Below are 15,775 nucleotides of genomic sequence, written 5' to 3' on the forward strand. Positions count from 1 at the left end.
AGAATATAATGAAAAGAAAAATGAACAAGCAGTCTGGCTTTACGCTTTTAGAGGTGATGGTTGTTGTCGTCATCTTAGGTATTTTAGCGAGCTTTGTTGTTCCTAACTTGTTGGGTAATAAAGAAAAGGCTGACCAACAAAAAGCCATTACTGATATTGTTGCGCTAGAAAATGCACTGGATATGTACAAGCTGGACAACAGCGTTTATCCAACCACAGACCAAGGTTTGGAAGCACTAGTTAACAAGCCATCAAGCCCTGAACCGCGTAACTATCGCGATGGTGGTTACATCAAGCGTCTGCCAACTGACCCTTGGGGTAACGACTACCAATACCTGAGCCCAGGTGACAACGGCAACATCGATATTTTCACTCTAGGTGCTGATGGCCAAGAAGGTGGTGAAGGTGTCAATGCCGATATCGGTAATTGGAACATTCAGGACTTTCAATAAGGCAGAGGCGGCATAAGCCGCCCTCTTTTTCCTATGCGTCAAGGTTACCCAACTCTTTCTCGTACTGGCTTTACTCTGCTGGAAATCTTACTGGTTTTGGTACTGGTGTCCCTCGCTTCGGTGGCGGTGATCTCCACGTTACCTACCAGCTCAAAAGATGTGGCAAAGAAGCAGGCTGAATCTCTTTTTCAGAGAATATTGCTCCTTAATGAAGAAGCTATGCTCAGTGGCCGAGATTTCGGTCTGCGCGTCGATGAGAAGAAATCGATCTACTACTTGATGTCGCTGGAAAGTGAAGGCTGGCAGAAACTCAATATCGACCAGATTCCTTACGAAACGAAGTTGAATGAGTCGGTAGCTGTGACACTGACTCTGGGTGGTGGCGCATGGGGCGATGACGACCGTCTGTTTAAGCCGGGAACCCTGTTTGATGAAGATATGTTTGCTGAGTACAAAGAAGAGAAAAAGCTGCGTCCGCCACAAGTGTTTATTGTCTCCAGTGGTGAAGTGACGCCATTTTCTGTTGCCATTTATCCTGAACAAGGTGATGAAGAGCAGGATGCTTGGAAAGTAGTGGCAAAAGAAAATGGACAGATAGTGCTGTTGGCTCCGGGAGAAAGCGAAGATGAAAGCTAAACGGGGCATGACGTTACTGGAAGTGTTGGTTGCGTTAGCGATATTCGCTACTGCAGCGATAGCGACCATTCGTTCTGTCAGCCAACATATCAACACCTTAAATTATCTAGAAGAAAAAACCTTCGCTGCGTTAGTCGCGGATAACCAGATGGCCAAAGTGATGCTGGCAGGTAGCAAGCCGAGTAAGAAAAAAGGCAAAGAAGAACTGGCCGGGCGAGATTGGTTCTGGTCTATAGAGCCTGTCGAGACTACTGGTGACATTTTGCAGGCGTTTGATGTCAAGGTGGCCACCAGTGAAAAAAGTTCGCCAGTGGTGACGGTGAGAAGCTATGTGGCGAAGTAAAACATCGGCCTCTCAGGGCGGTTTCACGCTGATCGAAGTACTGGTGGCGATTGCCATCTTTGCCAGCTTGAGTGTGGGCGCTTATCAGGTACTGAATCAAGTACAGCGCAGCAACGAACTGTCGATGGAGCGCAGTGAGCGACTGAAAACGCTGCAACGTGCCTTAGTGTTTATGGATGGCGACTTTCGTCAGATGGCTCTACGCCAGACTAGAACTAATGGTGAAGAGTCCAATGGCCTGTTGGTGCAGTGGAAAGAGTATTTGCTGGATTCCGATGCCAATGGGATCATGTTTACCCGTTTAGGCTGGCATAACCCACAACAGCAGTTTCCGCGTGGTGAAGTGAGTAAAGTGGGCTACCGAATTAAAGATGACGTGCTTGAGCGCGTCTGGTGGCGCTATGCTGATACGCCTGCAGGGCAAGCGGGAATAGCGATGCCACTTATCGACAAAGTGGAAAAGTTTAATGTGAAGTTCTTTGACGGCTCCGACTGGAAAAAAGAGTGGGATAAGAAAGCCATGTTGCCTCAGGCGGTAGCGGTTGAACTTGAACTGGAAGATTACGGCAAGATTGAACGCATATATATGACTGCGGGTGGTGAGATTGGCGGTTCTGAGGAGAAGAGCGATGGCAGCTAAGCGTCCTCAGCGCGGTGTCGCTCTGATTGTCATTTTACTGCTGTTAGCGGTCATGGTCAGTATCGCCGCCAGTATGGCCGATCGTTTGTTCAGTCAGTTCAAGCGTGCTGGCAGCCAAATCAATTATCAGCAAGCGTACTGGTACAGCTTGGGTGTTGAAGCGCTGGCTAAGTACGGTATTGAGCAAAGCTATAAAGACAACGATGACAGCATCAATCTGTCCCAGCCTTGGGCTCAAGAGTTGGATAGCATGCCATTGGACTATGGCACAGTGAGTGGCAAGTTGCATGATGCTCAGGCGTGCTTCAATATCAATGCGTTGTCTGATGTGGAACAAACCGCTGGGTCTGCACAGTTACCTTTCTTGGTAGAAAAGTTTCAGAATCTGCTTGAAGAGCTGCAGGTGGACAACTACGAAGCAGAAACCATTGCCCAGTCGTTGTGGGAATTTGTGGATAGCAATGATTCAGTTAACTCATCGTCGGGTGTTGAAGACAGTCATTACGAAGGTTTATCGCCTGCATATTTGAGTGCCAATACCTTGTTGGCCGACAGCAGTGAGTTACGATCAGTAAATCAGGTTAGCGGCGAAGTGATGGAAAAAGTCAGCCCGATGATTTGCGCGCTGCCAACTTCTGACTTTCGTCTTAATGTGAATACCATTGCGCCCGAGCATGCAGCGCTGCTGGCGGCAATGTTCTATCCGAATCTGAGTTCGTCTCAGGCAAAACAGATTTTGGAAAACCGTGGCCCCGATGGATGGGCGTCAACGGATGACTTTCTCGCTGAATCGGACCTGAGTGGTTTGAGCGAGGATGTTAAAAAGCAGGTCAAAGGCTACCTGAGTGTCGACAGCGTGTATTTTGAGCTCGATGCTGAGGTGCTGGTGGATAAATCCAGGGTGCGAATCCGCAGCCTGTTGTTTAGTAATAATAGAGAAACTGCAACGGTAATACGCCGTCGCTTTGGAGGGATCGGTGAACGAGTTTCTAATCGTTCGGCTGAGCAAAAGTAAAACAGCAGCGATTCAATGGCTGGTTTGGTCAGAAAGCCAAAAGGAAGTGATAGCGAGCGGTGAACTGCAAGATCACCAGGATTTGGCCGAGCTTGCCAATTACGCAGAAGGGCGCCAAGTTATTGTACTGGTGTCTGCAGCCAATCTGGTTCTGACTCAGTTGGAAGTCCCAGCAGGCGCGAATCGTCAGTTTGATTCTATGCTGCCATTCATGTTGGAAGACGATGTGGCGCAGGATGTCGACGAGCTGCACTTTACTGTCTTGGCAAAGGAAGCCAATCAGGCGTATGTCTGTGGTATTGACTACAGCTGGCTGGAATCAATATTGGCTGACATGCGACAGCTTGGCTTCGCGGTGCGTAAGGTATTACCTGACGCATTGGCTTTGCCTGTCGCTGAAGAGTCAGGTTTGAGTGCAGTAGAGCTGGATGGCCAGTGGTTAGTGAAAAAAGGTCAGTTCAGTGCGGTAAGTATTGAACTAGCTTGGTTGCCGCTTTTGGCTCAGTCTGACTGGGTTAAGCAAGAGGAGGAGTACCTGCCACTTCAGGCATACTCACACTTACCAGAGCTGACATTGGCTGAGGAGCAAAAATGGCACAATGAACAACCACAGTTGGTCATGCAGCTGCTTGCTGAACAAGCTGTCAAAAGTAAGCTCAACCTGTTGTCTGGTGAGTTTAAGCCGAAATCGTCTTTTGGTCGTCATCTCAAAGTGTGGCGTAAAGCAGCGATTGCAGCAGGAGTTTTGGTTGCCATTCTCAGTGTCGACAACTGGCTGCAAATCCAAAGTGCTGAAACGCAAGCCAATGCCTATCGTCAGGAAAGTGAACGTATTTTCCGCCAAGTGACCAGCAAGAACAAAATTCCGACCGTCACCTATCTAAAACGGGAAATGGAACGAGAGGAGAGCCGACTGTCCGGTGGCGGTAGTGGTGACTCAGTTCTGGAATGGATGGTGAAAATGCCTCAAGTGATGAAGCAGGTACCGGGCCTAAGGCTCACTAGCTTCAAGTACGACAGTACCCGTGGCGAAGTCAGGCTTCAGGCGCAAAGTAATGATTTCCAAACGTTTGAAAAAGCGCGTGAGCTGATGTCGGGTCAATTTACAGTTGAGCAGGGACAACTGAGTAAATCAGGGACTCTAGTTAACGGCACCTTTGTGCTTAAGCGTTTATAGGGAGCCGCTGATGAAACAATTATTATCTTCACTTCAGACGTGGTGGGTTGGCACTAGCCAGCGTGAGCAGCGCTTATTAATCGCTTGTTCGATACTGCTGTTTTTGGGGGTGATCTACTGGGGCATACTGCAACCAGTCAGTCAGCGTGCCGAAATGGCAACGAATCGTATCCAGAGCGAGAAACAACTGCTCAACTGGGTGAAAGACAAAGCAGACAATATCAGCCAGCTGCGTGCTCAGGGCGGAGTGGCGTCGTCGAGCTTGCCACTTAACCAGTCCATTTCTTCAACGGCTTCCCGTTTTGGTGCAGAGCTTGTTAGAGTCCAGCCGCGTGGCGAGGAACTGCAGGTCTGGGTTCAGCCGATGCCATTTAACCGCCTGATTGATTGGATGACGTTCCTGCAGGAAAAGCATGGTGTCTCAGCAACCTTTATGGATATTGATAAAGGTGAGCAAGATGGGACGGTTGAAGTCAAGCGCTTGCAGTTTGTTAAAGGATAACGCGAAGTGAAAAGAGTCATTCTGCTCAGTTTGGCGCTGGTGATGGTTTTTCTAGTCAGTGCTGTGGCGCATGTTCCCGCTCAGGTTGTGCTGAACTATTTACCATTACCATCGCAGTTAGTGATTAATGGCGTCTCAGGCACCATCTGGGATGGCAGCGCCACCGGTGTCAGTTGGCAAAGACAGAAGTTAGGAGCTTTGCATTGGCAATTGGCGCCACTGAAACTGCTAACGGGTAAAGCTGAAGCACAGGTCCGTTTTGGTCGAGGTAGTGACATGCAAGTCACTGGACGCGGTGTTGTAGGCTACAGCATGTCGGGCCCTTATGCCGAGAATCTGATCGCTTCATTACCGGTTGAAAAAATCCTCGAACTGACACCTCCGATGCCAGTGCCTGTTGAACTGACAGGGCAGGTTGAGTTGAGTATTAAGTCGATGGTGTATGCCGCGCCTTATTGTCAGACCGGTGAAGGGTCAGTAGTATGGAATACTGATAAAGTGATTACGCCATTGGATGAGCTGAGCGTTGGCCCAGTTGTGGTCGACTTTAGTTGTCAGGATAGCCAGATCACACTGAAAGGTGATCAAAACAGTCAACAGGTGAGCAGTGCGGCGGAAGTTGTGATGCAAGCCAATCGCAGCTATCAGGTTTCGGCTTGGTTTAAACCGGGCAACGAGTTTCCAGGCTCATTGGCAGAACAACTGAAATGGTTACCAACGCCAGACTCTGAAGGTCGTTATCAGTTTACTTATCAAGGGCGCCTTTAAGGCCGTTGATATTCAATAAAAAAAGGGGCTTTGGCCCCTTTTTTGTTTCAATGATTATTTGCCGGCAGTCGGAAAGCTGATTTGCGCCCGTAAGCCACCACCGCTACGATTATTGATGATTACATTACCGTTATGCTGGCTGGCGATACGCTTCACAATCGCTAGCCCAAGGCCTGTGCCTTCGCTACCACGTGCGGTATCGCCTCGGGTGAAAGGTTCAAATAACTTACCGATCTGACTTTGTTCAATACCCGGGCCGTTATCTTCTATACATACCCAGACCAGCTTGTTGTCTGCGGTTACGCCAGTGCTGACTTTGACCCAGCCATTGCCGTAGCGTATTGCGTTAACTACTAAGTTACTCACCGCTCGCTTAATCGCAATCGGGCTACCATTGGTGACCTTAAGTGGTTGCTGCAACTCCGTTTCAATTTGAATTTCGTAACCACCCTCTGAAGTCGCAATATCATTGGCGATTTCATTGAGATCAACCTCGATGAATGACTCTTTATTGACCGGTTTTAGGTAGTCCATGAACTGGCTGATGATCTCATTACACTCTTCGGTATCACTGATGATACCTTCAGCCAGATAGCTGTCTTCCGGTGACATCATTTCAGTGGCAAGACGGATGCGTGTCAGAGGCGTTCTTAAATCATGACTGATGCCCGCCATCAGCAGTGCGCGGTCTTCTTCCAGAGCCTGAATGCCTTTTGACATCTGATTAAATGCTCGCGTTACCGAACGGATTTCTGTCGCGCCTTTCTCTGGTAAAGGCGGAGGAATATCCCCTCGACCAACACCTTTAGCGGCTTTTTCCAGAGCAATCAAAGGTCGGTTTTGTAAACGGATGAAAAGCCAGCCGCCAGCGACAATCAGTAACGCCATAATCAAGCTATTGCGAAATAGTGGCGCAAAGTCCTCTTCCTGCAATTCAGACAGCGGAATACGCAGCAGAGAGCCGGGCAAAGAATCGATTTTCATCCACAGAATGTAACTTTCGGATCCCAGCATCATGCGCACATCGGTAGGTGAACCGAGCTCTTTACTCATCTCTTCGCTCATGAGATCAATACTGACCGCATGATAATACTCATCCGCTATTGGACTATCGTCGGCGTGAATGGTGACGCCTAGCTGCTCCAGCACTCTGCGTCTCAGTGGGGCGTCCATCTGCAAGCCATCTTCGATGGCGGCTGAATCGTCGAGCATCAGATTGATTTCGTGGCCGAGGATCTTATTAAACTGTTGCAAACTCGGCATCAACGCATAGTTAAATACGGCGTAGTAGGAGTAAACCTGACTGGCAATCAATAAGGTCAGAAAGATAAAAATCGATTGAGTAAAGGAACTGCGAATACGCATATTGGCGGCCTTGATAGAGGTGAAAACAAAAGTGCGAGACATAGTCTCGCACTCTCATCAGGTGAGCAATTATGCTTCTTTGCCGTCTGGTACGAATACGTAACCTAAGCCCCACACAGTTTGAATATAGCGAGGTTTACTCGGGTCGACTTCCAGCATACGGCGCAGACGTGAAATCTGTACGTCAATGGAGCGTTCCATCGCAGAATACTCACGGCCACGGGCCATGTTCATCAATTTGTCACGTGACATCGGCTCGCGGGCATTGGTCACTAGTGCTTTAAGTACTGCAAATTCGCCCGAGGTTAGAGGCATCGCCTCGTCGCCGCGAAACATTTCACGTGTACCAAGGTTTAGGCTGAACTCACCGAACTCGACCACCGACTCTTCTGAACTCGGTGCGCCCGGCAGCTCAGTTGTCTGACGGCGCAGTACTGCTTTGATGCGTGCCAGTAGCTCACGTGGGTTAAATGGTTTTGGCAGGTAGTCGTCTGCGCCCACTTCCAGGCCGACGATTCGGTCAATTTCGTCCCCTTTTGCGGTGAGCATCAGGATCGGTAAGGTGCTGTTGGCATTACGCAGGCGACGACAAATCGACAGGCCATCTTCGCCTGGCAGCATTAAATCCAATACCATCAGGTGAAAATTTTCACGGGTTAACAGGCGGTCCATCTGCTCACTGTTAGCAACACTACGTACTTGGAATCCCTGTTCAGACAAGTAACGCTCTAGCAATGCACGCAAACGTGCATCGTCATCAACGACTAAGATCTTGTGATTTTCTTGCATGTAATGATTCCACCTATTAAATAAGCTAGCGCTTTGACAGAGCTGCTGTGCAGCCCTTTTTCACGAATCAGAATGTAACATTGTTCTGATGAAAGTGGCGCAAAGAATTGTTAACGATTATTACCTTTTTAAGTCCTTTTTAGCTAATGTATACGCCATATTCAATTCACTAGCGTCAGAAATATGAAAACAAACCTAATCACACGCGAAGGCTTTGACCGACTTAAAAAAGAACTCGATTTTCTATGGAAGGAAGATCGCCCGGAAGTGACTAAAAAAGTGACGTGGGCAGCGAGTTTGGGTGATCGCTCAGAGAATGCGGATTACCAATACAATAAGAAACGTCTGCGTGAAATTGATCGTCGAGCACGTTATCTGCGCAAGCGTCTTGAGCAGGTTAAAGTGGTAGATTACGCTCCGCAGCAGGAAGGGAAAGTGTTTTTTGGTGCATGGGTCGAAGTGGAAAATGAAGCCGGAGAAGTTAAAAAGTTTCGCATTGTTGGCCCCGATGAAATTTATGGTGGCGCCAAAGATTACATCTCGATTGACTCGCCAATGGCGCGAGCCCTGTTAAAGAAAGAAGTGGATGACGAATTCAGCGTCAAAACGCCGGAAGGCGAGAAAGAGTGGTTTGTGAACAGTATTTGTTATACCGATTGAAATGGTGCCGCGCCGAGCAGCGCGGCACTCGCCTTTTATTTTTCGTAGTCCGGTTTTTCAGTAATGATGTAGTCCTTATCACTGCTGACAATTGCCCCGTATTTGAGGAAGTTTTTGCCTAAAATCATGCTGTAGTGGAAGCGACCTCTGTCTTGCAGGTTAACGCGAATGATCTTATCCAACTCTCCCAGCCTGACTCGCATTTCAACCACAGGGCGCACGTTGGCTTTTTCCCCTTTCTTGGCTGTAATGCGCATCACATCGACTACTTCTCGAGTGAATTCCTGTTTCATCCCGACATCATTTTCGTAGGTGAACGTCACCATATCTTTGCCATCTTTCTGATATTGCTTGATGTTTTTGGCATTGATTGAGCTGACATCCGCTCCCGTGTCGAGCTTGACCGGAAAAGCCAGATCTTCCACCTGAACAACTTCAATGTGACCAGCTTTGAACAGTGGGCTTGGGCTGAGTAGATCCTCTGTGCGGGTGTTGAGTAGTACACTGCTTTTCGCCATGCTGTGGCCCATGACGAAGAAAGGCTTAGTGTCACTTTTGCCAAGATTGTCGATAGCAAATTCGAGTTCTCGTTTCTTGTCTCCTAACTCGAATACGCCTTCGACTACCGGACGAACGGATTTACCGACTTTGAGTTTACGTAGGACAGGCTTAGTCACCGTTTTCATTTCACCTTGGCTGTTTTCAAGCGTGAAACTGACCTGTTCCTTACCGCTTTTCTTACTGAGCTCAAACTCTTTGACTCTCAGCAGTGGAGTTTTAACGATAAAACTAGGTTGCGCAGGAATGCTGAACTCTTGGTCTATGGTGATGGTCTCCTTGGGAGAGATCACCAATGGGTCAGATTTGAGAGCAGTCTTGAAGCTAGTATCTGCCTTTTTGAGCACGTTTTCGCTATCGGTATCGATAACGAAATGTTCGCTGGCGACATCTCGTCCAAGGCTGATCTGACTGCTTAAATGGCTGCGGTCACGTAAATAAACCAGCCAATGCTGAGTGTGATTCTGATTGAGCTTGACTGGTAGGTAAACCAGTGGACGCTCACCATTGCTGGTGTTCAAAATACGGATCAATGGCAGAGTCATAGCTTTACGCTCGCCCTTTTCATCTTCCAACTTGAACGATACTGATTGAGCCTTTTTGTCGATTTTTACATCCACAGCATGGGCGTTGGAGTAACGACTGGTGGTCGCTACACTGACTTTATAGGGTACGCCGTCAACCTCCACAGTTTCTTTTTTGCCAATGACTTGAGCATGTGGTTGTTCTTGCAGGTAATCATAACCTGCCATTACCCAAGCGTTATCTTCAAGAAAGGTTTTACCAATCAGGATGGGCGACGAAAACTGGCTGCGCTTGGTGAGGTTAATCATGGCTTCCACGGTACGGCCGCCAATTGTTAGTGGCATTCTTACCGCTGGACGAAGAATAGGTTTTTTACTGGTGCGGCTGCGGATGATGCTGATGCGTTCAAGATCATCTTTGATATTGATATCCTCACCGGTATACGGATGGCGAATGGTAAAGGCAATAGTGACCTGATAAGACAAGTAGGTTTCTGTATTTCTTTTCAGCTTGTTTTCACGTCGGTCGTTGACCACCGCCCATAGTAGGTCATTATCGGTCAAATCTTTAAAGTCTGGATGCGTGCTGGTGAGGTGAATGTTTTCAGCATGAATCGAGGTGGTGTCAGCACCGGTGTCAATCTTGCCCATAAAGGGTACGCCTTTGAGTTCTGGAATATCGTTGTAGTAGACGTTCTCGATGCGGCCCAGAATCAGTTCGTTGTCCACCTGATAGGCTGGGTTTTGTGTGGTGGCGGAAAGGGTCTCAGACCAAGCTTGTGGGGCGGTCATTAGGGCGCCTGTCAAAGTCAGAATCAAAGAGAGCGTCTTCATGCAATAATTTCCCAAACTAAATCAAAGTATCGATAGTTATTAAGTAACTCGAAAAGGTATAACTTACTTAAATATAATGAATATATTTCAATTGCGACTGCAGTTTTGACACAAATGTGCACCGCGTCTATCAGGAAGCGGTGATTTTTTCCGGACAAGATTTAAAACATTGCAAAATCCATGATTTGCCCCAATCTCTAGAACAGACAAACTCCTTCACATTATAGAATTAAGAGAATCAACGGATGAGCCAAGCTATCTGTCAAATGATTGCTCAAGAACTGAATGTTCGCACTGAGCAAGTTACCGCTGCTGTTAATCTGATCGATGATGGCAACACGGTGCCATTCATCGCCCGCTATCGAAAAGAAGTGACAGGTGGTCTGGACGATACCCAATTGCGTAATCTCGACAGCCGCCTCTCTTACCTGCGTGAACTGGATGATCGTCGTCAGACGATTCTGAAATCCATCCAGGATCAGGGTAAACTGACGACTGAGCTCGAAACTGAAATCAATCAGGCGGACAGCAAAACTCGCCTTGAAGACTTGTATCTTCCGTACAAGCCTAAGCGCCGCACCAAAGGCCAGATTGCGATTGAAGCTGGTTTGGAACCGCTGGCAGACAAATTGTGGAACGAACCACAGACGGAGCCGGAGCAAGAAGCGGCTCAATACATTGACGCAGACAAAGGTGTTGCAGACACGAAAGCGGCGCTTGATGGCGCGCGTGCCATTGTAATGGAACGCATTGCTGAAGATGCCAATCTGCTGGAAAAAATTCGTGCGCACCTTAACCGTAACGCAGAGCTGGTGGCTCGCGTTGTGGAAGGTAAAGAGCACGAAGGCGAAAAATTCAAAGATTACTTTGAGCACAATGAAGCCTTAAGCAAGGTGCCATCGCATCGTGCGCTGGCTATGCTGCGCGGCCGCAATGAAGGCTTCTTAACATTGGCGATGAATGCTGACCCAGAGCAAGAAGAGGGGGCTCGCCAGTCGTATTGCGAAACCATCATTGCAGATCACTACGGTATTTCACTTAGCCAAGCCCCAGCGGATGTGTGGCGTAAGCAAGTGATCAGTTGGGCATGGCGCATCAAGGTGTCGATGCACATGGAAACTGAGCTGATGGGAGCGATGAAAGAGCGTGCTGAAATCGAAGCGATTGAAGTGTTTGCCACAAACCTGAAAGATTTGTTGATGGCGGCTCCAGCAGGTCCACGAGCCACGCTAGGCCTCGATCCAGGCTTGAGAACGGGGTCGAAAATCGCGGTGGTGGACTCAACAGGTAAAGTGTTAGCCACGGAAACCATCTACCCTCATCCGCCGCAAAAACAGTATGACAAATCGGCACAGGTGGTGGCGAAGCTGGTACAGCAGTTCAATGTCGACCTAATCGCTATTGGTAACGGCACGGCTTCGCGTGAAACTGACAGCTTTGTCGCTGATCTGATTAAGCGAAATAACCTCAAAGTGCAGAAGATTATGGTCAGTGAAGCGGGCGCGTCCGTTTATTCGGCGTCTGAGCTGGCGGCCAAAGAGTTCCCAGGTTTGGACGTGTCACTGCGTGGCGCCGTGTCGATTGCTCGTCGTCTGCAAGACCCACTGGCAGAGCTGGTGAAAATCGACCCTAAATCGATTGGTGTTGGCCAGTATCAACACGATGTCAGCCAATCGATGCTGGCTAAGCGTCTGGATGCGGTTGTTGAGGACTGTGTAAACGCTGTTGGTGTTGATGTAAATACGGCGTCTCCTGCTTTGTTAACGCGAGTGGCGGGGTTGTCGAGCACTATTGCGCAGAACATTGTTGATTACCGCGACGAGAATGGCCGTTTTGAAGTACGTACCACACTGAAGAAAGTCGCCCGCCTTGGGCCAAAAGCGTTTGAACAGTGTGCCGGGTTCCTCCGTATTATGGATGGCAAGAACCCGTTGGATGCGTCATCGGTTCACCCAGAAGCGTATCCTGTGGTGAAAGCCATCGCAGAGAAAAACAGCAAAGATGTTCGCGCCTTGATTGGTGATACTCAGTTCCTACGTGGCTTACATGCCGTGGATTACACTGATGACAATTTTGGTGTTCCGACAGTCAGCGACATCATCAAAGAGTTGGACAAACCGGGACGTGACCCTCGTCCTGAATTCAAGACTGCAACGTTCGCCGATGGCGTAAATGAAGTGTCGGATCTTGAACCGGGCATGGTGTTGGAAGGCGTGGTATCCAACGTGGCGAACTTTGGCGCTTTCGTTGATATTGGCGTCCATCAGGATGGCTTAGTGCATATTTCGGCTTTAACTGATCGATTTGTCTCTGATCCTAGAGAAGTCGTGAAGGCGGGGGATATCGTTAAAGTTAAAGTGATGGAAGTGGATATTCAGCGTAAGCGTATTGGTCTGTCTATGCGTCTTAATGATGAGCCGGGCCAAGATAACCGCTCTCAGCGTTCTTCTGCGCCACGTGGTCAGCAACGTCAGAGCCAAGGCAACAAAGGTGGCCAACGTCGTCGTGAAGAGCCAGCAAATGGTGCAATGGGCGGGGCATTTGCCGCTGCTTTTGCTAAAGCCAAGAAATAGTCTCGGTTAGAAATACAAATCCCCGCAATTGCGGGGATTTTTTTCGGTATTTCCTAATCATTATGCTTAGGTACTACAACACCGCAATTACATCTGAAGGTGTATTGGGTGCAACCGCATCACCGTAGTGAAACTTGATTACGGTTCTGCGCTTGGCCATCTTGCCTTCAGTTATCGCCGCATCGATTATGTGCCTTGGTAACCGAAAGCGCATTGCGTAGCCCTTGCCCTGATCTTCGCTGTAGCTGTCCAGAGCAATCAGCTGGAAAATCCGTTCGAGCGTATCTTTTGGATCTTCCTGATAAGTGGCTTTAACTTCTTCCTGTTCACTGGCTTCATAGCTCGGGTGCTCAGCTGGATCCCAAGAGGATTGTCGTCGCCTTTTATCATCGGCTTTGACTTTACGTTCAGCGTTACTTTTGGTTAACGCTACAGTGGGAGTGACGGGCTCGCGGACTTTATTGTCTCTGGCTGCCTGCTCCGTTTGCACATTAACCGATGGGGCGATCAGCGGTACACTTACGTTCGTAGGTGATACGAGCATTTTAACCTCCTCACGCCCAGCCAGAAAATGCAATAAAACAGCGTTTTCTTGGCTCGATTATTTATCGGCCTTTATAGTCAAAATTTTAGCGTATCGGATAAAATAATTTTTATCTACCAGTCGAAAATCGGGTAACTTGCTGACAAAACTCATTAAATTCGGTCATAAATGGTGCGTGTGATGAAGCGCCAAACATATAACTCTCACTAGCTGGCATCAGTGTGTCGACATCAGTCGCAACTTTGGCTGGCACTAGCCCGTCCAAGCGTCCGTATAAACGCAAGGTAGGCACTGAGACATCGAGTAGCGCTTGGCGATAATCCACATCGGCAAGCAGCTGTAGGCCTGCGAGCAGGGACTGAGGGTTCGGTTCAGGGCGAGATAGGACCGCTTGCTTGAGGGTTTTGACATCTTGGCGAGCAGAAGGGCTGCCCATTGCTTGCAACGCCATAAATCGCTCAATGGTGACGCGAAAATCATCTACTAGTTGCTCGGTGAACGCACTCAGAACTTGGGGCTGGATTCCACGCCAGCGCTTTTCTGCTGAAAACTTAGGTGAGCTAGCAACGGTGATTAGCTTGGTTATGCGCTCTGGGTGATGAATCGCGATGTGTGTTGCCACCAAGCCACCCAAAGACCAGCCGAGCCAAATCGCATTGTCAGGTGCGCTGTGCAGAACCTGTTGGGCGAGCTCTTCCATCGTTTCGAAGTGTAATTGATGGCTGTGGCCAAACCCCGGTAGGTCAACGACGTGCACGCGAAAATTCTGGCTTAACTGCTCAACGGCCTGATGCCAGACAGCACCATTCATCCCCCACCCATGAACTAAGACCAAATCGTCACCTTGACCCGTTGACTGCCAATATGGCGTTGTTGGTTTGATCTCATTCTGTGCCACGTTTTCCATCCTTTACACCTGATTTAAAGCGGTAAGTTAATTATCTAGTTGTCAGATATTGAGCGTCATGTTAACCGATTGGATTAAGAAACACACAGCCTACCTGTTACCCAGTCATTGCGATTTGTGCCAGATGGCGATCGGATCGCAAGCGGCGCACCCCTTATTCTGCTGTTTCTGTCAGCGACGTTTTGCGCCAGTTCCTCGCTGCAGACGATGTGGCTTGGTGACCCCTGAGTACGTCGAAATGTGTGGGGAATGTTTAGTTGCCCCGCCATTGTGGACGCACTTGTATTGTGTCGGAGACTATCAACCGCCGCTATCGAGTTACGTTCACCGACTTAAGTACGAAGGTCAGTACTGGCAGGCTAAAACATTGTCTTTGCTGTTGGTGCCACGCATCGACACTCGACCAGACCTGATTACTTTTGTCCCCTTGCACTGGCGTCGTTACTGTTATCGTGGCTACAACCAAAGTCAGCATCTGGCATGGCAAATTGGCCGAGAGCTGGATGTGCCGTGTGAGGCTCTATTTAAGAAAAAGCGTGTAACGGAAAGGCAACAAGGAATGGATAAAAAGCAGCGTAAGGAGAATGTGCGTCAGGCTTTTCATCTAAGAAAGTCGATAAATTTCGAGCATGTCGCTATTGTCGATGATGTGCTAACTACAGGCAGTACCGTGCATCAATTATGTGAATTATTGCTTGATACTGGAGTGAAAACCATTGATATTTATTGCATTTGTCGTACTCCTGAACCTTCTAGCCGCTAAAGTGTCTCTGATTTGATCTAAAAGGCTAGATCTTGCGAAAATCAGGAGTAAAATGGTGCTCAAATAGCCTACAAATTTACTCAGGTATTCGTCGTGTCAAATCCTATTACTATTACTGAAAATGCCCAGAAACACTTTGCCAACCTTTTGAGCCAACAGCCAGAAGGGACGAACATCCGCGTATTCGTTGTGAATCCGGGGACGCAAAATGCAGAATGTGGTGTTTCTTACTGCCCAACTGAAGCGATTGAAGCTACAGATACTGAGATCAAGTATGAAGGTTTCTCTGCTTACGTTGACGAGCTGAGCTTGCCATTCCTTGAAGACGCGGAAATCGACTTCGTGACAGACAAAATGGGTTCTCAGCTGACACTGAAAGCGCCAAACGCGAAAATGCGTAAAGTGTCTGACGATGCACCATTGGTTGAGCGTGTTGAATACGTGATTCAAACTCAGGTAAACCCTCAACTAGCAGGGCATGGCGGTCACGTTAATCTGGTAGAAATCACTGAAGACGGTATCGCGATTGTTGCCTTTGGCGGTGGTTGTAACGGTTGCTCTATGGTTGATGTGACACTAAAAGAAGGCATCGAGAAAGAACTGCTGCAACAGTTTGAAGGCGAGTTGAGCGCAGTTCGCGATGCGACTGAGCATGACCGTGGTGAACACTCTTACTACTGATAACTGGCTAAATAACAGATTTAACCATATGCAATACAAAGGGT

The 15,775-nt window shown here is 48.4% G+C and carries 17 protein-coding genes; 12 read left to right on the plus strand and 5 right to left on the minus strand.

The window, feature by feature from the left end:
• Positions 1-8 precede the first annotated feature (8 nt).
• The 8 genes from gspG to IX95_RS22110 are packed head-to-tail and all read left to right on the plus strand — an operon-like array spanning position 9 to position 5,533.
• Positions 9-452: a type II secretion system major pseudopilin GspG gene (gene gspG / locus IX95_RS22075; protein WP_006957217.1), complete on the plus strand. Its 444-nt coding sequence runs from the start codon at positions 9-11 to the stop codon at positions 450-452.
• A 33-nt stretch (positions 453-485) separates the two neighbouring features.
• Positions 486-1,088: a type II secretion system minor pseudopilin GspH gene (gene gspH / locus IX95_RS22080; RefSeq protein ID WP_038164083.1), complete on the plus strand. Its 603-nt coding sequence runs from the start codon at positions 486-488 to the stop codon at positions 1,086-1,088.
• Positions 1,078-1,431, plus strand: a complete 354-nt coding sequence (gene gspI, locus IX95_RS22085) for a type II secretion system minor pseudopilin GspI (RefSeq protein ID WP_038164085.1) — start codon at positions 1,078-1,080, stop codon at positions 1,429-1,431. Before gspH ends, gspI begins: the two co-directional genes overlap by 11 nt.
• Positions 1,418-2,071: a type II secretion system minor pseudopilin GspJ gene (gene gspJ / locus IX95_RS22090; protein ID WP_006957213.1), complete on the plus strand. Its 654-nt coding sequence runs from the start codon at positions 1,418-1,420 to the stop codon at positions 2,069-2,071. Before gspI ends, gspJ begins: the two co-directional genes overlap by 14 nt.
• Positions 2,061-3,086, plus strand: coding sequence for a type II secretion system minor pseudopilin GspK (gene gspK, locus IX95_RS22095; RefSeq protein ID WP_006957211.1), 1,026 nt, complete (start codon positions 2,061-2,063; stop codon positions 3,084-3,086). Before gspJ ends, gspK begins: the two co-directional genes overlap by 11 nt.
• On the plus strand, positions 3,049-4,263 hold the full coding sequence (gspL, locus tag IX95_RS22100) for a type II secretion system protein GspL (RefSeq protein ID WP_038164087.1): 1,215 nt from the start codon (positions 3,049-3,051) through the stop codon (positions 4,261-4,263). The genes gspK and gspL overlap by 38 nt, the downstream gene beginning before the upstream one ends.
• A gap of 10 nt (positions 4,264-4,273) precedes the next feature.
• On the plus strand, positions 4,274-4,765 hold the full coding sequence (locus IX95_RS22105; protein ID WP_019276604.1) for a type II secretion system protein M: 492 nt from the start codon (positions 4,274-4,276) through the stop codon (positions 4,763-4,765).
• Positions 4,766-4,771: 6 nt separating this feature from the next.
• Positions 4,772-5,533, plus strand: a complete 762-nt coding sequence (locus tag IX95_RS22110) for a type II secretion system protein N (RefSeq protein WP_038164089.1) — start codon at positions 4,772-4,774, stop codon at positions 5,531-5,533.
• 54 nt (positions 5,534-5,587) lie between these two features.
• Here IX95_RS22110 and envZ read toward each other — a convergent pair whose 3' ends face one another.
• Together envZ and ompR are read right to left on the minus strand one after the other, a co-directional pair.
• Complete coding sequence (gene envZ, locus IX95_RS22115) at positions 5,588-6,898, minus strand: two-component system sensor histidine kinase EnvZ (protein WP_038164383.1); 1,311 nt, start codon at positions 6,896-6,898, stop codon at positions 5,588-5,590.
• Positions 6,899-6,967: 69 nt separating this feature from the next.
• Positions 6,968-7,687 carry an osmolarity response regulator transcription factor OmpR gene (ompR, locus tag IX95_RS22120; protein WP_006957204.1) on the minus strand — a complete coding sequence of 240 codons (720 nt, stop codon included), beginning with the start codon at positions 7,685-7,687 and terminating at the stop codon, positions 6,968-6,970.
• Between the two features lie 183 nt (positions 7,688-7,870).
• Between ompR and greB the strand changes: the two genes are divergently transcribed.
• Positions 7,871-8,347, plus strand: coding sequence for a transcription elongation factor GreB (gene greB, locus IX95_RS22125; protein WP_038164091.1), 477 nt, complete (start codon positions 7,871-7,873; stop codon positions 8,345-8,347).
• Between the two features lie 35 nt (positions 8,348-8,382).
• Here the strand turns inward: greB and IX95_RS22130 are convergent, their stop codons facing one another.
• On the minus strand, positions 8,383-10,263 hold the full coding sequence (locus tag IX95_RS22130; RefSeq protein ID WP_038164093.1) for a putative ATP-dependent zinc protease: 1,881 nt from the start codon (positions 10,261-10,263) through the stop codon (positions 8,383-8,385).
• Between the two features lie 245 nt (positions 10,264-10,508).
• Here IX95_RS22130 and IX95_RS22135 point away from each other — a divergent pair, with 245 nt between their 5' ends.
• On the plus strand, positions 10,509-12,836 hold the full coding sequence (locus IX95_RS22135) for a Tex family protein (protein ID WP_038164095.1): 2,328 nt from the start codon (positions 10,509-10,511) through the stop codon (positions 12,834-12,836).
• Between the two features lie 73 nt (positions 12,837-12,909).
• On the opposite strand, the gene IX95_RS22140 is transcribed toward IX95_RS22135, so the two are convergent.
• Positions 12,910-13,380 carry a hypothetical protein gene (locus IX95_RS22140; protein ID WP_006957199.1) on the minus strand — a complete coding sequence of 157 codons (471 nt, stop codon included), beginning with the start codon at positions 13,378-13,380 and terminating at the stop codon, positions 12,910-12,912.
• 109 nt (positions 13,381-13,489) lie between these two features.
• A complete protein-coding gene (bioH, locus tag IX95_RS22145) occupies positions 13,490-14,287 on the minus strand; it encodes a pimeloyl-ACP methyl ester esterase BioH (RefSeq protein ID WP_038164097.1) in 798 nt (265 codons plus the stop codon).
• Between the two features lie 58 nt (positions 14,288-14,345).
• Between bioH and IX95_RS22150 the strand changes: the two genes are divergently transcribed.
• Together IX95_RS22150 and nfuA are read left to right on the plus strand one after the other, a co-directional pair.
• Positions 14,346-15,050, plus strand: coding sequence for a ComF family protein (locus tag IX95_RS22150; RefSeq protein ID WP_038164099.1), 705 nt, complete (start codon positions 14,346-14,348; stop codon positions 15,048-15,050).
• Between the two features lie 93 nt (positions 15,051-15,143).
• A complete protein-coding gene (gene nfuA / locus IX95_RS22155) occupies positions 15,144-15,731 on the plus strand; it encodes a Fe-S biogenesis protein NfuA (protein ID WP_006957194.1) in 588 nt (195 codons plus the stop codon).
• Positions 15,732-15,775: the final 44 nt, after the last annotated feature.

The organism is Vibrio sp. B183 (assembly GCF_000740665.1).
Taxonomy (GTDB): domain Bacteria; phylum Pseudomonadota; class Gammaproteobacteria; order Enterobacterales; family Vibrionaceae; genus Vibrio; species Vibrio coralliilyticus.